Below are 16229 nucleotides of genomic sequence, written 5' to 3' on the forward strand. Positions count from 1 at the left end.
CGCCGCTGGCCTCTTTGGCCTCGGCGTCCAAGGCCCCGCCGGGGCTGCGGAAACCCGCGCGCGCCTGGATATCCGCAAGTCCACCGTCGGCGAGACCCTGATTGAACTGGGCCTTCGCCTGGGCGTCAGCATGGGCGGGGTCGAGGCCTGCAAGGGCCCCGGCGCGCCGCTGGTCGGAACGTTCAGCCTGCGCGAGGCGCTGGACCGGGCGACCGCCGGAAAGGGGTGCGCGTACAGTTTCGTGGACGCCAGGACGATCCGATTCTCGGCGCTTCGTCCGGCCTTGCCGCCTCGCCCCGCCGGAACGACACCGGCTCGCGTGGTCATAGAACCCATGGCGCCGCTCGCGCCCCTCACCATCAGCGCCGGCAAACGACCACTTCGTCTGGGTAGCCTTCCGGGCGGGGTCAGCGTGATCAACGCACCACAGCTTCGAGACACCGGCGCGAGCGACACGAATTCAGTGGCGCGGCAAACGGCGGGTTTCATCACCACCAACCTGGGAGCCGCGCGAAACAAGATCCTGTTGCGGGGCCTTTCGGACGGCACCTTCACGGGACGCACGCAGTCGACCGTCGGGACCTATCTCGACGACCTGCCCATCAACTACAACGCCCCGGATCCTGATCTGCGGCTGATCGATGTGGATCGCGTCGAGATTCTGCGCGGCCCTCAGGGCGCGCTGTATGGCGCAGGCTCGCTGAGCGGCATCTATCGGATCGTGACCCGCCCCCCGGAACTGGGGGTCGCCTCGACCTCGGTCGGCGCCACGACCGCCAGCACCCGGTCTGGCTCGCCCAGCTATAAGCTGGAGAGCGTGATCAACCTCCCCACCGGCGATAACTCTGCGGCCAGAGTCGTCGCCTACCATGATGTGGACGGCGGCTATCTGGACGACGTCAATCTGCGCCTTTCCAATGTCGACCGAACGACGCGAAGGGGGGGGCGGGCGGCTTGGCGGGTCGATCTTGGCGACTGGCGGATCAAGCTGGGCGCCGCTCGGCAGAGTGTGTCCTCAAAGGACACCCAATACGTCACCCTGGCGCCCGGGGGCCCTCGACGCGCTAACCAGGTGCGCGAAACCCACCGCAATCGGCTGGGTCAGGCCTCCCTCAACATCAGCGGCTCCGGCGATTGGGGCCAAATCGACTCCGTGACTGGCTATGTGCGCCACAACTACGCCAGCCGCTACGACGCCACCCTGTCGCTCAGCCAGTTCTCCCAAACCGCTGTCGAACTGGGCGTCTACGACGAGTCGACGAAGCTTCGGATGGCGGTGCAAGACCTTCTCTACACGGCGCCCGCACGGGGCCGCCTGCGTTGGATGCTCGGCGCCTTCGCCGCGAGGAGCCTGGAAGACGGCGCGTCGGACCTTCGGGCGCGCGCCGGCGGCATGACCCGCGGCGTTTACAACGAACAGCGCGAGGATCGTCTGAACGAGCACGCCCTGTATGGCGAGGCCACCTATGATCTTGGCGGGGGCTGGAAGGCTGCGGTCGGCGGACGGGCGTTCAAAACGATGGTCCAGACACGTTCTCACGTCCTGGCTCCGCCGCCCGGACAGTCCCGTGATCTCGATCGGAAAGCCTCGTTCGACGGCTTCTCGCCGAAGCTATCCCTGCAGCGAGACCTGTCGGGCGGCGGTCTGATCTACCTCCTGAGTTCGGAGGGCTATCGCGCGGGCGGCTTCAATTCCGGCGGTCTTCTGGCGCCCGGCGCGACGCGTCGGGTTTTCCGACCCGACCATCTGCGCAACTACGAGATGGGGCTGGCGCTGAATCCCTGGCGCGGACGCATGAATCTTCGGGCCGCGCTGTTCATGGTGGATTGGCGCAATATCCAGACCGACCAGTATTTCGGATCGGGGCTGTCCTACACGGCCAATGTCGGCGACGGCCGTAATCGCGGTCTCGAGATCGAGGCCACCTGGCGGGCCACCCCCCGACTGGTGGTCAGCGGCAACGCGCTGTTCAACCGCCCTGAGCTGACCAGGATCGAACCCGGTTTCGGCATCGCCGGCGCCGCCAGCCTGCCCGGCGTGCCCGATGTTTCGTTCGGCGGCCTGGCCAGCTACCAGCGGCCGCTGACGCCCCGCGCCTCGCTGTTGCTGACCGCCGAGGCAGGCTATATCGGCCAGTCTCGACTGACCTTCGACCCGCGATACTCGCCGTCGATGGGCGGTTACTATACCGGCAAGCTGTCGGCCCAACTGCTGGGCGAGAGATGGCGCGCGGCGCTCTTCGTCAGCAATCCATGGAACAGTTCGAGCGACACATTCGCTTACGGCAACCCGTTCAGCTTCGGTCAGGTGCGTCAAGTCACCCCGCAGCGCCCCCGCACCTGGAGCCTGTCACTCGCCGCTGACTTCTAGCGAAAGCCGCGCCGCCAAATCGCGACACTGACGATTTTCTTGAGCAGCCGACGGAGGTCGCTTCGGGTCGGCGGCGTCTTCCCCAGGAGACCTATGCGGGGGCGGGGTCGCGCAGTCGGGATTTTGTGATGACCAGGCTTTCAGCGCTCATCTGCGCTCACAACGAGGAGCAGCGTCTTCACGCTTGCCTCTCGGCGCTTTCATTCTGCGACGAAATCGTCGTCGTCGCCGATCGCTGCACCGACGGCACCGAAGCGGTCGCGCGCCAGTATGGCGCCAAGGTCGTCTCCGGCGCCTTCCCGGTCGAGGGCCCCCGCAAGCACGCCGGCCTAGCGCGCTGCACCGGGGATTGGATCCTGGAACTCGACGCCGATGAGGGCGTCAGTGCGGCCTTCGCGCGCGAAGTCCGCGAAACGATCGCTCGCCCCAACGCCGCCGACTGGTACCAGGTGCCGATCGACAACTATGTCGGCGATCAACTGGTGCGGCATGGCTGGGGCGGTTCGTTCGGCACCTCCTCTGCGGCGCGCCTGTTCCGGCGCGGCGTCAAGTCGTGGAAAAGCGAGCGCGTCCATCCGGGCGCACGGCTCGACGGAACCTTCGGCGGACGGCTCAACGAACCTCTGCGGCACATGGTCGATGAAGACATCGCCGACATGTTCGCCCGCCTGTCGCGCTACACCGCTTTGAGGGCCCAGGATCTGGCGGATGCTGGCGCGGTCAAAAGCCTGCCCGACGACGCCTTCCGAGGGCTGCGTCGCTTCTTCAAGTGCTACGTGTCGCGCAAGGGCTATCGAGAAGGCGATCTGGGTTTCCTTATCTCGCTGATGGCCGGGCTCTATCCAATCCTGTCGAACCTGCGGGCGCGCGAGATCCTGCGCCAACGGTCGCGAGGCGCGGTCTCCGAAGCGCCGGTTCCGTCGGCGATACCGGTCCCGTTGCAGCACGCCGAGGCGGTCGCGCGGTAGCCATCAATGCCCGCGCGCCTGCCGCTCGCCTTTCGCCTGATCCTTGGCCCGGAGCTGGACCTTTGGTCCAAAGCGGGTCACGCGCCGGTCATCTGGTGGCGTGACGATGACGCCCGAGCGCCGACCCCGGCGCTGGAGCGTTTGCTGGACCTCTCGCGCCGCCACGCCGCGCCGCTGACCTTGGCCGCGATCGCCGGTCCCGAGCTGACGCAGCTGGTGCGGCGCGTCAGCGAAGACCCGCATATCGAAATCGCCGTTCATGGCTTCACGCATGTCAACCGCCAGCCCGAGGGCGCGGGCTTTGGCGAGATCATCGACAGCGATACGGTCGAGGAAGTCCGTGAACGGCTCAACGCCACCGTCACGGCCTTTCATGAGGCCGGCGCGATGCCGACCCTGTTCGTTCCCCCGTGGAACAATCTGTCCCGCCAATTGCTCGGGGCGCTGCCGGGCTCGGCCCTGAGCGCGATCTCGGCCTTTGATGAGGCCATGAAAGAGACCGACACGGTTCCGCGCGTTGACGCGCACCTGGACGTCTTGCGCTGGAGGGGCGGCGCCCGGTTTCGCGGGCGGTGGAAATTCCTGACGCGAATGCGCCGATTGCTGGCCCACAGGCGCAGAAGCGGGGCCTGGGACGAGCCGATCGGCCTACTGACCCACCATCTCGACCACGATCACCAGACCTGGCGCTTTCTGGAGGCGTTCCTGACAGTCTTTCCGATCGTCGCGCGTCGCGCCTTGCGCGTCGAACCGAGCCAGGACCACCCCGCGCTCAGCGCTTAGAGCTTAGGCCGCTTCGGGTCGGTCGCGCAGACACTCGCCGATGGCTCGCGCGCACCCCGGAAGACCCAAGGCGCCGACAAACGACATCGCAACGGCGCAGACCAGCATGATCGGTTGAAAAATGCGCATCGGATAAGTCTCCACGCAGCGTGTCATCTGCTGACAATCTGTCACGGTTGTAAGACGGAACCTTGACGGTTGTTCCGCGCTCGAATGAAAAAATTCAGTCGGCGGCTTTGCAGCCCATTCAACCGCCCAAGTCGTAGGTCGTTCGCACGGCCTCGATCCGGGCGAGCTTGTCGTGCAACGGCGCCCAATCGTCAGCTTCTGCGATCGGCGCCCAAAGGGCCTCGACCTCGTCGATGAGCAGCTCCTCCGGCTCGTCGCTCTGGAAAACAGGGTCCATCAGTCGTTCCGGACGATCCGGCGCAGCCGCCTCCAGCCTGCGGCGGAAATCGCGGAAGGTCTCGCTGTCATAGAGCGCGGCCCTGGGGCCTCGCAACGCGCGCTCCGCCGACGCCTCGCCGCAGAACCAATCGAAGAAGAACGGCTCCCAGCGGAGGTCATCGCCGCCGGCGGCCAAGGCGCGAAACGCGGCGTTGACCAGGTCCAGGTCGCTGTCAGCCCCCTGGCTCTTGAGGCCCAGCCGTTGCAGCATCGCGCTGCGCAAGGCCGTGCGGTAGGCGTCTGAAAAGCCGTTCAAGGCCGCCAGCAACGAGGCCTGTTCGGCCACCAGACTCAGGCATCCGGCCAGTTGCTGCAGGTTCCAGAACACAGCTTCCGGCTGCCGTCCGAAGCTGTAGAGACCGGCATGGTCGAAATAGGCCGCGACGAAGTTGGGATCGTTGCGCGGCAGGAAACGCCACGGTCCGTAGTCGAAGCTTTCGCCTGTGACGACCATGTTGTCAGTGTTGAGCACGCCGTGCACGAAGCCCGCCGCCATCCAGCGCGACAGCAGCCGCGCGCTGGCCTGGACCGTGGCGTGCATCAGCGCCGCCGCGCGATCAGGCTGGTCGGCGAGCTCGGGGTAATAGGTTTCCACCACATGATCGACCAGCCGGATCATCAGGTCCCGCCGGTCGAAATAGGCCAGCCTCTGGAAGGTCCCAAAGCGGATATGGCTGTGCGACAACCGGGTCAGCACCGCCGAGCGGGTGGGGCTGGGCTCGTCGCCCCGGACCAAGGCCTCGCCGGTCTCAACCAACGAGAAGGCGCGCGAGGTGGGGACGCCCAAGGCCTCCAGGTAGCTGGCCGCCAGGATCTCGCGGACACCGCCCTTGAGGGTCAGCCTTCCGTCGCCGGCCCGCGACCAGGGCGTCTGACCCGACCCCTTGGTCGCCAGGTCCAGCAGCCGATCGGTTCCCGCCTCGCGCAGCTGAGCGAACAGGAAGCCTCGTCCGTCCCCGAGGTCGGGATTGTACACGCGGAACTGATGGCCATGATACCGCATGGCCAAGGGCTTCGGCAGGTTGTCCGGCAAAGGCTCGAAGCGGCCAAAATGCCTTAGCCAAGCCGCATCATCGAGGCCGTCGAGCCCGACGACGCGCGCCGCGCGATCATTCCGGAAGCGCAGGATGAGCTCGGGAAAGGCCGCCGGCGCGACCGGGTCGGCGAACGCCTCGCCCAGGGACTGGAATCGGGGATCGGGGCGGTAGGCGGCCAACGCGGTCATAGGGGGCCAGATGAGACCGGAGCCAAGTCCGCGCAACCCCCTTTCGAATTTCGATGACGCCCAAGGAACGCTGTCGCTTCCCAGCAACAGAGCGTCTCGGAACCCTACATTACAAGGGATTTCACTTGCCGAGACACCGGACGGCGCCTAACCCTACGCTTATCCATTCGAACAATCGTTCGGCGGAACAACGAAAAACAAGCCGGAGGCGGGCAAGCGCTTTCGGCCAATGAACCGAGGTAGGAAATGCGCTTTTCCCAGGTGCTTTGCGGCACTGCGTCCGCTGTTGTCCTCGCCGGTCTTGGCGCCACGAGCGCCGCGCAGGCTCAAACGAGTGACGTTCAAACCGTCGACAGCATCATCGTCACCGCCCAGAAGCGGGAACAGAACCTGCAGGACGTTCCGGTGGTGGTCACCGCCGTCGGCGCCAAGCTGCTGCAAGACACCGGCGTCAAGGACATCAAGGACCTGACGATCCTGACCCCCGGCCTGACCGTCACCTCGACCTCGTCGGAAGCCTCGACCACCGCGCGCGTCCGCGGCGTCGGCACCGTCGGCGACAACCCCGGCCTGGAAAGCTCGGTCGGCGTGGTGATCGACGGCGTTTATCGCCCCCGCAACGGCGTCGGCTTCGGCGACCTCGGTGAAATGGAGCGCATCGAAGTCCTGAAGGGGCCGCAGGGCACCCTGTTCGGCAAGAACACCTCGGCCGGCGTCATCAACGTCGTCACCAAGGAGCCGGAGTTCGGCTTCGGCGCCAACGCCGAAGTCACGCTTGGCAACTACGACGCCAAGGGCGTCTCCGCCTCGGTCACCGGCCCCCTGATGGGCGACAAGATGGCCGGCCGCCTGTACTTCGCCGCGCGGGAGCGCGACGGCTTCAACGACGTTATGGTGGGCAAGGGTCCGTCCAGCCGCAAGCAGGACGCCGACCAGAACTTCTACACCGTCCGCGGCCAACTGCTGTTCGTGCCCGACGACAACGCCACCTTCCGCTTCATCGCCGACTACAGCCGTCGCGACGAAAACTGCTGCGGCGCCGTCCAGGTCCGCACCGGTCCGACGGCGGGCATCCTCGCGCTGGTCTCGGGCGAAGCCACGCCGGTGGCGACGACCGCCGATCCCTACAAGCGCGTCGCCTATTCGAACCGCGGCGCCCCCGCCAAGATCGAGGACAAGGGCGTCTCGCTGCAAGGCGACATCGACCTGCCCATCGGCACCCTGACCAGCATCTCGGCGATCCGCCAGTGGCGCACCGACAACGGCCAGGACTCCGATTTCTCGCTGGCCGATCTGGCCTACCGCAACAAGGACGGCACGAACTACTCGCAGTTCACGACCTACAGCCAGGAACTGCGTTTGGCCGGCAAGTCGGACAAGTTCGACTGGATGGTCGGCGCCTTCCTGGCCGATGAGCGCCTTGAGACTCGCAACAACTTCCTGTTCGGCAACGATTACGAGCAGTACATGGGCCGACTGCTGTCGCGCTCGGCCGCCAATCCGGCCGGCTTGCCCAACTTCATCGCCCTGCTTCTGAACCGCGCCCCGAACACCTCGTTCACGCCGGGTCAGGGCATCTATGACCGCTACGACCAGCGCGCCACCACGGTGGCCCTCTTCACCAACGACACCTGGCACGTCACTGACTCGTTCGAGATCACGGCCGGCCTGCGCTACACGGCGGAGAAGAAGCAGCTCGACACGTTCCAAACCAACAGCGACGGCGGTGTTGGCTGCGGCACGGCGCTGTCGCCCGCGGGTCAGGCGCGTATCGCCGGGATCGTCGGCGCCGCTAACGCCGGCACCATCATCGGCAACCTCTGCCTGCCCTGGGCCAACCCGCTGTTTAACGGCCGCGGCACGAACCAAGAGCGCACCGACAAGGAGTGGAGCGGCACGATCAAGGCCTCATATCGCTTCTCGCCGGAGGTCTTCACCTACGCCTCGTTCGCGCGCGGCTATAAGGGCGGCGGCTTCAACCTCGACCGCACCCAGTCGTCGAACGGTCTGCCTTCGGGCACGTCGGGCGTGACGCCGATCTATGACACGTCGTTCCCCGCCGAGTTCGTCGATAGTTATGAACTGGGCGTCAAGAACACCCTGTTCAACCGCACCGTCCTGTTCAACGTCAGTCTCTTCCAGCAGAAGTTCACCGACTTCCAGCTGAACACCTTCCTGGGCACCTCGTTCGTCGTGCGCTCGATCCCTGAGGTTAAGTCTTCGGGCGTGGACGCGGACTTCATGTGGTTCACGCCGGTGCGCGGCCTGGTCATCCAGAGCGGCTTCACCTACGCCGACACCAAGTACGGCAAGCAGCCGATCCCGAACGATCCGGGCAACGCCTTGGCGCTCCTGCCTGGCAGCAACCTGTCGCTGGCGCCGAAGTACTCGGGCTCGGCCTCGATGACCTACGAGACCTCGCTCGGCGACAACCTGAAGGCCCGCTTCAACCTCGGCGGCAAGTACTCCTCGAAGTACAACACCGGCTCTGACCTCTTCCCGCCGAAGATGCAGAAGGCCTTCATGGTCGTGAACGGTCGCGTGGCCGTTGGCTCCGCCGACGATCGCTGGACGGTCGAACTGTGGGGTCAGAACCTGCTGAACGAGAAGTACACCCAGGTCGCCTTCAACGGCTTCCTGCAAGGCTCCTCTGGCCTCAGTGCTACGCAGAAGACCTACAACCCGGCGCTCGACACCATCACCTATGATGCGTTCCTCGGCGCGCCCCGCACCTACGGCGTCACCCTGCGCTCGAAGTTCTAGTTCTACCGGGAGGGGGACCGGCGGCGCCCACCGCGCCGCCGGCTTTCGGAAGAGGAAGGGCGATCCGCTGGGCGGGTCGCCCTTTTTCCTTGGGCGGAGGGGTTCCGGTTCCGCGCGTATCACCGCAGCATGGCCCAAGAGATTCGCTTTCGGGCGCGGAGACACGCCGATGAAGACCGTTCGCTTCCTCGGATTCTGGATCTGTCTGGCGCTGGGCCTTGCCCTCGGCGCGCTGAGCCAGCGCCCGCCCGCGCCGGTTCCCGTCAGTGCGCCCGCGACCGCTTTCTCCGCCGACCGCGCCATGGCCGACATCGCGGCGATCGCCCAAAGGCCGCACCCAACAGGCTCCGCCGAGATCGTCAGGGTTCGAGACTATCTGCTGGGACGGATCAACGATCTGCGCCTGGAGGTGTCGGTCCGCCCCGGCGAGGGCTTCCGTCCTTACGGGCGGGACGGGCGGGCGCTGGGCGTGGCGGCGGTGCAGAACTTGGTCGGCGTCCTGCCGGGCCGCGATCGCGCCCTGCCGGCGATCCTCGTCATGAGCCATTATGACTCGGTGCATAACTCGCCGGGCGCCGCCGACGACGCCTCGGGAACAGCCGCCGCCCTGGAGATCGCCCGTGCCCTGAAGGCCAGCGGGCCGCACGCCCGCGACGTGATCTTCCTGTTTACCGACGCCGAGGAAGCGGGCCTGCTGGGCGCGGACGCCTTCTTCTCTCGCGACCCCAGTCTGTCGCGCGTCGGCCTGGTGGTGAACATGGAGGCGCGAGGCGACGCGGGACGGGCGGCGATGTTCCAGACCGGCCCCGGCAATGGCGCGCTGATCGGCCTGTTCGCCCGCGAGGCGAAGGGACCATCCGGCAACTCGATGGCCTCCACCGTCTACGAGAAGATGCCCAACGACACCGATTTCACCCACGCGGTGAACAAGGGCCTGCCGGGCCTGAACCTGGCCTTCATCGACAATCAGCTCGCCTATCACACGCCGCTTGCTCGGCCAGACCATCTGCAACGCGGCAGCCTGCAACACATGGGCGATCAGGTGCTGCCCACGGTGCTGGCCCTGGCCAATGCGCCGGCCCTGCCAACCAAGACTGAGAACGCTATCTATTCCGACGTCCTGGGCCTGTTCATGATCCGCTACCCGACGGTGGTGGGGTGGGCGCTGCTGGCGATCGCCGCCGCCCTGGTCGGCTTCTCGGCCTGGCGCGCGCTGGCGGGACGCGGCGCGACCGGTTGGGAGATCGCGCGCGGCGCGGCGGGACTGCTGCTGACCGCCCTCAGCGCGGCCCTGGTGCTCCACCTGGTCGGGCGCCTCCTGATGATCGACGGCGCTCAGCGCTATTACGGGCTGCTGACCCGCTTCGACTTCCTGCTCTGGGGCGCGGGGCTGCTGGCGGCGGCGACCGGACTGGGCGTCGCCACGGCCCAGGCGCGAGGCGCTCGGCGGATCATTCCGTGCATCGCCGCGCTGATCCTGGGCGGCGCATGCAGCCTGATCGGCGGCTTCGATCCCGTGGGCCTTGGCCTTGGACTGGCGGCCTGCGTGCTGGCCGCGCTGGCGCTGGGCTTCCGCACCGAGGTGCTGGGCGCGTGGATCGGCGGCATGATCGTGGTGCTGCTGCTGGCGGTCGCCGCTCAGGTCATGGCGCCCGGCGCGACGGTGATGCTGACCTGGCCGCTGCTGATCGCCGCCGTTGGAGCGGCGCTGGTGATCGGCGTCGGCGGCACGCGGGACAAGCGGGTCGCCATGGCGCTGACCGCCGTGGTCGGCCTTCTCGCAGTGCTGTCGACGGCGCAACTGGCCGCCTGGGGGGCCTGGACCTTCGCCGGTGTCGGTCTGATGGAGCCGGCCGTGCTGGCGGTTTTCGCGATGCTGGCCGCCCCGGCGCTGTCGCCGCTGGCCCACGACTTCGCCGCGACCCGCTGGGCCTGGCGCGCTGCGGGCGTCATGGCGCTGGTCGGCGCGGTCTTGGTCGGCAACGCCGCGCGCCTCGGCGGCGAGCCGGGCCGTCCGGCGATCACCCAGGCCCTGCACGTCGCCGACCTGTCGAGCGGCAAGGCCTGGCGGGTCGCGGACCTTAAGCGGCTCGACGCCTGGACCCGCGCCACCCTGCCCGACGACGGCGGGGCGGAGCCGCGCCAGCAGGCTCTGGCCCCATTCTGGCGCGAGCCCGTCTGGATGTCCGAGACCCGCGTCGTTCCCGTCGCCAGCCCTCAGTTGACCGTCAACCGCGCCGAGGATCGTCTTCTGGTCCGGCTGATCCCCGCGCCGGGCGCCGAGCAGGTGACGATCCGCCTTCGCCCCAGCGCTCCGCTCAGCCAGCCGCGCCTCAACGGGCGGCCGATCACCCTGGTGACCAAGGCCGGCGATTGGTCGAGCCTGACCTATCACGCGCCCGATCCGAACGGGATCACGCTGAGCTTCACGACCGCCGGCTCCGGTCAGGTCGAGGTCGCCGCGCTGGAGCACCACGACGGTTGGCCCGCCCTGGCCAAGGCCCCGCCGCCCAAGCCGGCGGACCTGATGGCCTTTGGCATGTCGGACAAGACCGCCGTTCTGGTGCGCAGCGGCCTGTCTTGGTGATCCTCTAGACGGTGAAGACCCCCTCGCCCGGGGCCTTGGCGTAGAGTGCTTCCACCCGATCGGCGCGGCGCTCCAGCACGCAGCGCTGGTTGACGTAGCCCTTGTCGGTGATCTCGCCCGCGTCGATCGACGGCGGCTCGGTCAGCAGGGTGAAGCGGGCCACCCGCCGCGAGGAACCGCCCGCGCCCGCGTTGAACGCCGCCAGCCGGTCCTTGAGGATCGCCACCAGCTTTTCCAGCGGCGTCCCCGGCCCCGGATCGGCCACCAGCGCCGCCAGTCCAGTCGGCGAGGGCCACAGCATCGCGCCGATGAACGCCTTGTCCTGACCAGTGATCACCGCGTCGTGGATGTAGGGACTGCAGGCGGCCACCAGGTCGGGGCGCAATACCCCGACGCTGACCCAGGTGCCGCTGTCGAGCTTGAAGTCCTCGGTCACCCGGCCGTCGAAGACCAGCCCCTTGGCCGGGTCCTCCGGATCGACGAACCGCGCTGCGTCGCCCAGCTTGTAGAAGCCCTCTTCGTCGAAGGCGGCCGCCGTGCGTTCGGGATCCTTGTGATAGCCGGCCGCCACGGTCGGGCCCTTGACCCGGACCTCGTACTTCGAACCGCTGGGCGCCAGTTTCAGCTGGATTCCCGGCAGCGGCAGGCCGACCAGCCCGACCCGCTCGGTGATCCAGTGGGTGACGGTGATGCCTTGGGTCTCGGTCGCGCCGTACATGGTGGTCAGCGGGATGCGATGCCCGGTCTCGGCGACGGCCAGGGCCTGGATCCGCTCATAGACGTCATTGCTCAGCGTCGCGCCGCCATAGCCCATGTAGCGCAGGTTCTTGAAGAATGAGCGCCGCAGCGCCGGGTCGTTCTCCATCGCCTCGGCCAGCATCGAAAAGGCGATCGGGGCCGAGCCGAACACGATCGGCGAGACCTCGTAGAGGTTCTTGATCGTCGTCTCGAACATCCCCGGCAGCGGCTTGCCCTCGTCGATATGCAAGGTGCCGCCGCCCCAGATCACGGCGTTGAAGCCGATATTGCCCGCCGAGATATGGCTCCAGGGCATCCATTCCAGGCTCTGGGGAACTTCGTCGGTGGGAACATCGGTGCGCAGGCCCTCCTGGCCGGCGATCACGCCCGCCATCATGCCGTGGGTTTGGGGCACGGCCTTGGGCAGGCCCGTGGAGCCCGAGGTGAACAGATACTTGGCCACCGTCTCGGGACCGACGGTCTCGCGGGCCGTGGCCACCGCCGCCGTCGGGACAGTCCCGGCGACCTCGGAAAAGGCGATCGCCCCCTCGCCTGCGCCATCAGCGGTGATCACCGCAAGGCTGGGATCCAGCGCTTTCAGCGTCGCCAGGGCGCCGGCGAACATCGCCCCGCTCTGGGCGAAGACGACGCGCGGCGCCACCTTCTCAAAGCAGTGCTTGAGCTTGGCGTGGTCGGTCGAAATCAGGCTGTAGGCCGGACTGATCGGCGCAGCGGGCACGCCAGCCGTATAGGCGCCCAGCGTCGTCAGGGCGTGCTCGATCGAATTGCCCGACAGGATCATGACGCTGTCATGGGAGCCGAGTTTCTGATCGATCAGCCATTGGGCGATCCCTTCGACCGCCCGCAACGCCTCGCCATAGGTGACGCCGCGCCAGGGGCCGTGGTTGGGTTCGCGCTGTTTCAGGTAGGGCCGATCGGGATGCTCGGCGGCCTTGGCGGCAATCAGGTGAGCGATCGAGCGCGGGCCCTCGCCGGGCGCATGGTTGGAGGTGATGACGATCGAGCCGTCCGGTCGGCGCTCGACCGACACCTCGGGGCCTTTCATGGCCAACGGCTTGAACGGAGCTGTGGAGACGTCGCGTGGAGGCGACGCGCCATCGGGCGGCGTCATGGTCTCACTCCCTAAGTTATCGTTGTTCTGTTGGGAGGGACGTTAACTGAACCCCGCCGCTCGGCAAGGTTGATGTTGAGAAACCGCCCTTCAGGCGCGCGGTCGTCGCCGCGCTGCGCGGGCTGCGGCCTCGGCCGCAGTGACCTGGGCGGCGAAGGTCGCGAGGTCGACGCCGAACCGCTCGCCGCAGTCACAGTCGATAACCGGCAGCATCCGCACCGCCGCGATGCGGGCCGGCGCCTGACCGCCGCAGCGCGGGCAGGTGAAGTGCAGTTCAACGCTACCCACGTCCACGCCAGCCATCTTGCTCGCTCGCGATTGCGTCTCCGACTCAGAGGAGACCACGAGAACGATGACAGTCGCCACCCAGGCTGCGCCATGCGGCGCTTTGTCCGAGGGGGCGCGGCGATCACGCGATACCGAGGCCTCGCCAACAGGGCAGCACGGTGTCCGCAAAGCCGACGGCCTGGCTGTGCAGCGCCGCCATCGCCGCCTCGCCGCCCACCGGCGCGCCGTCAACCACAAGAGCCTGACCCTGCTGCGCCAGCAGATTGGCGGCGAAACCGGCCCACTCCCGCGGACCACCGCCTTCCTGCATGGCCAGCCAGAACATCTGGTGGAAGCGCGAGGCGCTGACCGAGCCGCCGGTCGCCGGCGCGGCCAGAAAGCCCAGATCGCTCGCCTCGGCCGCGCGGCGCGCCAGCTCGCGGTTCAGGCTGCGGGCGGTTCCCATCGCGCGGACCGTCGTCTCCGCCGATTGGGCCGGCTGCACCGCGCCCTGGCTCATCAAGAGGATCAGCGCCGTGGTCAGCTGTGGCAGGGTCGAGCCCGGCGGCAGCGCGGCCTCCAGGTCGCCGATCGTGCGGGGCTGGCCGTCGGCCAGGAGATCGCGGATCGCTTCGTGGGCCGGACCGCCCATGACCATCTCGGCATAGGTCCCGCGCGCCTTGTCGGGCCACTCCGCCGCCGGACGGGCCAGGGCCACGCGCTGGTCGCGGATCGCCCGGCGCTGGTCGGCGGCGGCCAGCATCGAGGCCCCGCGCAGCCAGTAGTCGCGGCGAAACTGCGCCTGCACCGCAAAGTCGCGGAAGGTCTCGCGCAGCGACGGATCGGGCACCTCGCGCAGGAAGCCGATCATGTCGGGCGACAGATTCAGCTCGTCCACATGGTCGGAGGCATAGGCCGAGGCGGCGAACGACAGCTTTGCCGAGGACAGCCGCGCCTCGACCTCGGCGAACCACATCGGCACCCAGTCGCGGTTCATGTATTCGTGGACCAGATAGGCGCGGTCCTGGCGCATCACCGCTTCCAGGCGATCAATCACCCCCGAATTGATCCGCGAATAGACCGGGTCCAGGGCGAAGAACCGCTGCATGGTCGACAGGGCCGCGTCGAGGTTGGCGGCGGGGCCCAGGCCCGGCGCGCCCAGGGTCTCGGCGTGGCGCTTCATCAGGTGGCGCAGCGGCCCGGCCACCGCCCAGCCCGGCTGGGTGTTGTAGGAGATATAGACCAGGCCCCCGGGCTTCAGCCGCCGGCGCAGGAAGGCGACGATCTTGTCGCGGGCGGCGTCGTTGACCCAGCTCCACACCCCGTGCAGCGCCACGAAGTCGAACTCCGGCAGGCCCGGCCGCCCGGCGAACTCGTCGAAGGCGTCGTCGAAGAAGTTGGCCCGCGCGCCGCTGGCGGCCACCAGGTCGCGGGCGAAGACCGCCTGGGCCGGAGCGAAGTCGCAGCCCCACCATTCGATGTCGGGCTGGGTGGCCGCGTGCACCGCCGCCGAACAGCCCTGACCGAAGCCCAGCTCGCAGGCCGTCTCGATCTTGGGCGCCCGGAAGCCCTTGGTCAGCAGCGGCAGGGCCGCCCGCACCGGGTTCAGCTCGGGATAGCAGCCATAGGTGTAGCCGGTCTCGACCACATAGCCGGCGCTCCAGTCCTCGTTCATGCGTGCTCCCCCGAGTCGTGCCCGAACGGTGGGCCGGGCCAGCGGCGGCGGCAAGGGGCGGCCGCGTTGTTTCTCCCTTCCCCTCGATGGGGAAGGGCCGGGGATGGGGTGACTGCTGAGGTAGCGGCGGTGCGCGGCATTTGACGCTGTGTTCACCCCACCCCTACCCCTCCCCATCCGCCAACGGAGGGGACGTGTTTCATCGGCTTCACGCGATCACTCGCTGAAGGTCTGGAAAGGGACGCGGAGCGCCGGACATTCGTCCGGAGTTCTGTTGTGTTGTTACCGTTTCGACGAAGCCGACGCTCCGCGCGATCGTTATCCGCCAGCGTCCCGGGAAGGTGGCCCTGTTCGGGCCTTGTCGGGACCCGGGCGCTTCCGTTTCCGGCAGCGCCCGGTGATCGAAGAGGGACGAACCCTTTCCCTCGACCACGCCGACGGCGGGCGGGCCTGACCAGCATCAGGTCCCCGGACCGTTCGAGTATCCCCCTCGAACCTGTCCCCGCTCGACCGCCCCCCGCCGCCACGATGGTCGCTGGCCATGCGCCCTTTCCTCGCGACGAGGTGAGACCAGTATGGGGCGGGTCTCAACGCCGGGGACAAGTCTGGGCGTAAAAGTGAGAAGCAATTGATTTCGTTAACTTCCACCCCGCCAATTCCGAGCGTTCATCGCGCCCAATTCCCTCTCCCAGAGGGAGAGGGTGGCCGCGAAGCGGTCGGGAGAGGGGTTTCAAAGCCCCGGCCGTGCGCGCCGCAGCGCCGCGAGAATGTCGTCGGCGGTCCCGCCGGGATCGGCCAGCACCCGCGTGTTGTGAAACCGCAAGACGGCGTAGCCGAACCGCTCCAGAGCCTCAGTACGGCGGGCGTCGTAATCCTCGCGCCCCTCATGCGCCGCGCCGTCCAGCTCGACGATCAGCCGGGCCTGTTCACAGACAAAGTCGGCGAAATAGCCGCCGATGGGAACCTGTCGCCTGAACTTGAACCCGCCCAGCCGGTGCGCCCGGACCAGTCCCCATAGGATCTTCTCGGCCAGGGTCTGGGATTGTCGCAGGCGACGGGCGGTGGCGGTGGCGTCCATGGCGAGAGCATGAGCTCAACCCTTGGGCGCACTCAACAAGAGGAATCAGTGTTTTCGTGTCGCGTTCCCTCTCCCAGAGGGAGAGGGTGGCCGCGAAGCGGTCGGGAGAGGGGTTTCAAAGCCCTGCCGGCCCACAGTGATCCCTCTCCGGGCGGGAGAGGGCGGGGCCCGTCCCGACGAAAGTCGGGATGGGAG

General features: G+C 67.7%; 11 protein-coding genes and 2 pseudogenes. 6 read left to right on the forward strand and 7 right to left on the reverse strand.

The genetic code is table 11. From position 1 onward, the window contains the following. Window positions 1-130: 130 nt before the first annotated feature. The 3 genes from CSW63_RS20370 (at window position 131) to CSW63_RS20380 (ending at window position 4122) form a co-directional block, all read left to right on the forward strand. The gene (locus CSW63_RS20370; RefSeq protein WP_082749717.1) at window positions 131-2371 is read left to right on the forward strand and encodes a TonB-dependent receptor; all 2241 of its coding nucleotides are present in this window, start codon (window positions 131-133) and stop codon (window positions 2369-2371) included. A gap of 128 nt (window positions 2372-2499) precedes the next feature. Beyond that, window positions 2500-3339, forward strand: a complete 840-nt coding sequence (locus CSW63_RS20375; RefSeq protein ID WP_062099267.1) for a glycosyltransferase family 2 protein — start codon at window positions 2500-2502, stop codon at window positions 3337-3339. A 6-nt stretch (window positions 3340-3345) separates the two neighbouring features. Further along, complete coding sequence (locus CSW63_RS20380) at window positions 3346-4122, forward strand: polysaccharide deacetylase family protein (protein ID WP_062099269.1); 777 nt, start codon at window positions 3346-3348, stop codon at window positions 4120-4122. A 3-nt stretch (window positions 4123-4125) separates the two neighbouring features. Here CSW63_RS20380 and CSW63_RS20385 read toward each other — a convergent pair whose 3' ends face one another. Together CSW63_RS20385 and CSW63_RS20390 are read right to left on the reverse strand one after the other, a co-directional pair. Then, on the reverse strand, window positions 4126-4251 hold the full coding sequence (locus CSW63_RS20385) for a hypothetical protein (protein ID WP_062099271.1): 126 nt from the start codon (window positions 4249-4251) through the stop codon (window positions 4126-4128). A gap of 118 nt (window positions 4252-4369) precedes the next feature. After that, a complete protein-coding gene (locus CSW63_RS20390) occupies window positions 4370-5794 on the reverse strand; it encodes a protein adenylyltransferase SelO (RefSeq protein ID WP_062099273.1) in 1425 nt (474 codons plus the stop codon). A gap of 246 nt (window positions 5795-6040) precedes the next feature. Between CSW63_RS20390 and CSW63_RS20395 the strand changes: the two genes are divergently transcribed. After that, the gene (locus CSW63_RS20395; protein ID WP_099503025.1) at window positions 6041-8557 is read left to right on the forward strand and encodes a TonB-dependent receptor; all 2517 of its coding nucleotides are present in this window, start codon (window positions 6041-6043) and stop codon (window positions 8555-8557) included. A 169-nt stretch (window positions 8558-8726) separates the two neighbouring features. Further along, on the forward strand, window positions 8727-11144 hold the full coding sequence (locus CSW63_RS20400) for a M28 family metallopeptidase (RefSeq protein WP_099503023.1): 2418 nt from the start codon (window positions 8727-8729) through the stop codon (window positions 11142-11144). Between the two features lie 4 nt (window positions 11145-11148). Here the strand turns inward: CSW63_RS20400 and CSW63_RS20405 are convergent, their stop codons facing one another. From CSW63_RS20405 to CSW63_RS20415, 3 genes are all read right to left on the reverse strand, one after another. Beyond that, a complete protein-coding gene (locus CSW63_RS20405; protein ID WP_062093387.1) occupies window positions 11149-13014 on the reverse strand; it encodes an AMP-binding protein in 1866 nt (621 codons plus the stop codon). 90 nt (window positions 13015-13104) lie between these two features. Continuing rightward, window positions 13105-13380 carry a hypothetical protein gene (locus tag CSW63_RS20410; RefSeq protein WP_062093388.1) on the reverse strand — a complete coding sequence of 92 codons (276 nt, stop codon included), beginning with the start codon at window positions 13378-13380 and terminating at the stop codon, window positions 13105-13107. Window positions 13381-13423: 43 nt separating this feature from the next. Next, complete coding sequence (locus tag CSW63_RS20415) at window positions 13424-14956, reverse strand: class I SAM-dependent methyltransferase (protein ID WP_082749282.1); 1533 nt, start codon at window positions 14954-14956, stop codon at window positions 13424-13426. Between CSW63_RS20415 and CSW63_RS23935 the strand changes: the two are divergent. Continuing rightward, a pseudogene (locus tag CSW63_RS23935) lies at window positions 14955-15326 on the forward strand (hypothetical protein); the annotation flags it as partial. The gene CSW63_RS20415 and the pseudogene CSW63_RS23935 overlap by 2 nt on opposite strands. On the opposite strand, the pseudogene CSW63_RS23940 reads toward CSW63_RS23935, so the two are convergent. Together CSW63_RS23940 and CSW63_RS20425 are read right to left on the reverse strand one after the other, a co-directional pair. Then, window positions 15318-15530: pseudogene (locus CSW63_RS23940) on the reverse strand (hypothetical protein); the annotation flags it as partial. The pseudogenes CSW63_RS23935 and CSW63_RS23940 overlap by 9 nt on opposite strands. A gap of 156 nt (window positions 15531-15686) precedes the next feature. Next, window positions 15687-16034, reverse strand: a complete 348-nt coding sequence (locus tag CSW63_RS20425; protein WP_062095826.1) for an endonuclease domain-containing protein — start codon at window positions 16032-16034, stop codon at window positions 15687-15689. Window positions 16035-16229 lie beyond the last annotated feature (195 nt).

Source organism: Caulobacter sp. FWC26, from assembly GCF_002742645.2.
In the GTDB taxonomy this organism is placed as follows: Bacteria; Pseudomonadota; Alphaproteobacteria; order Caulobacterales; family Caulobacteraceae; genus Caulobacter.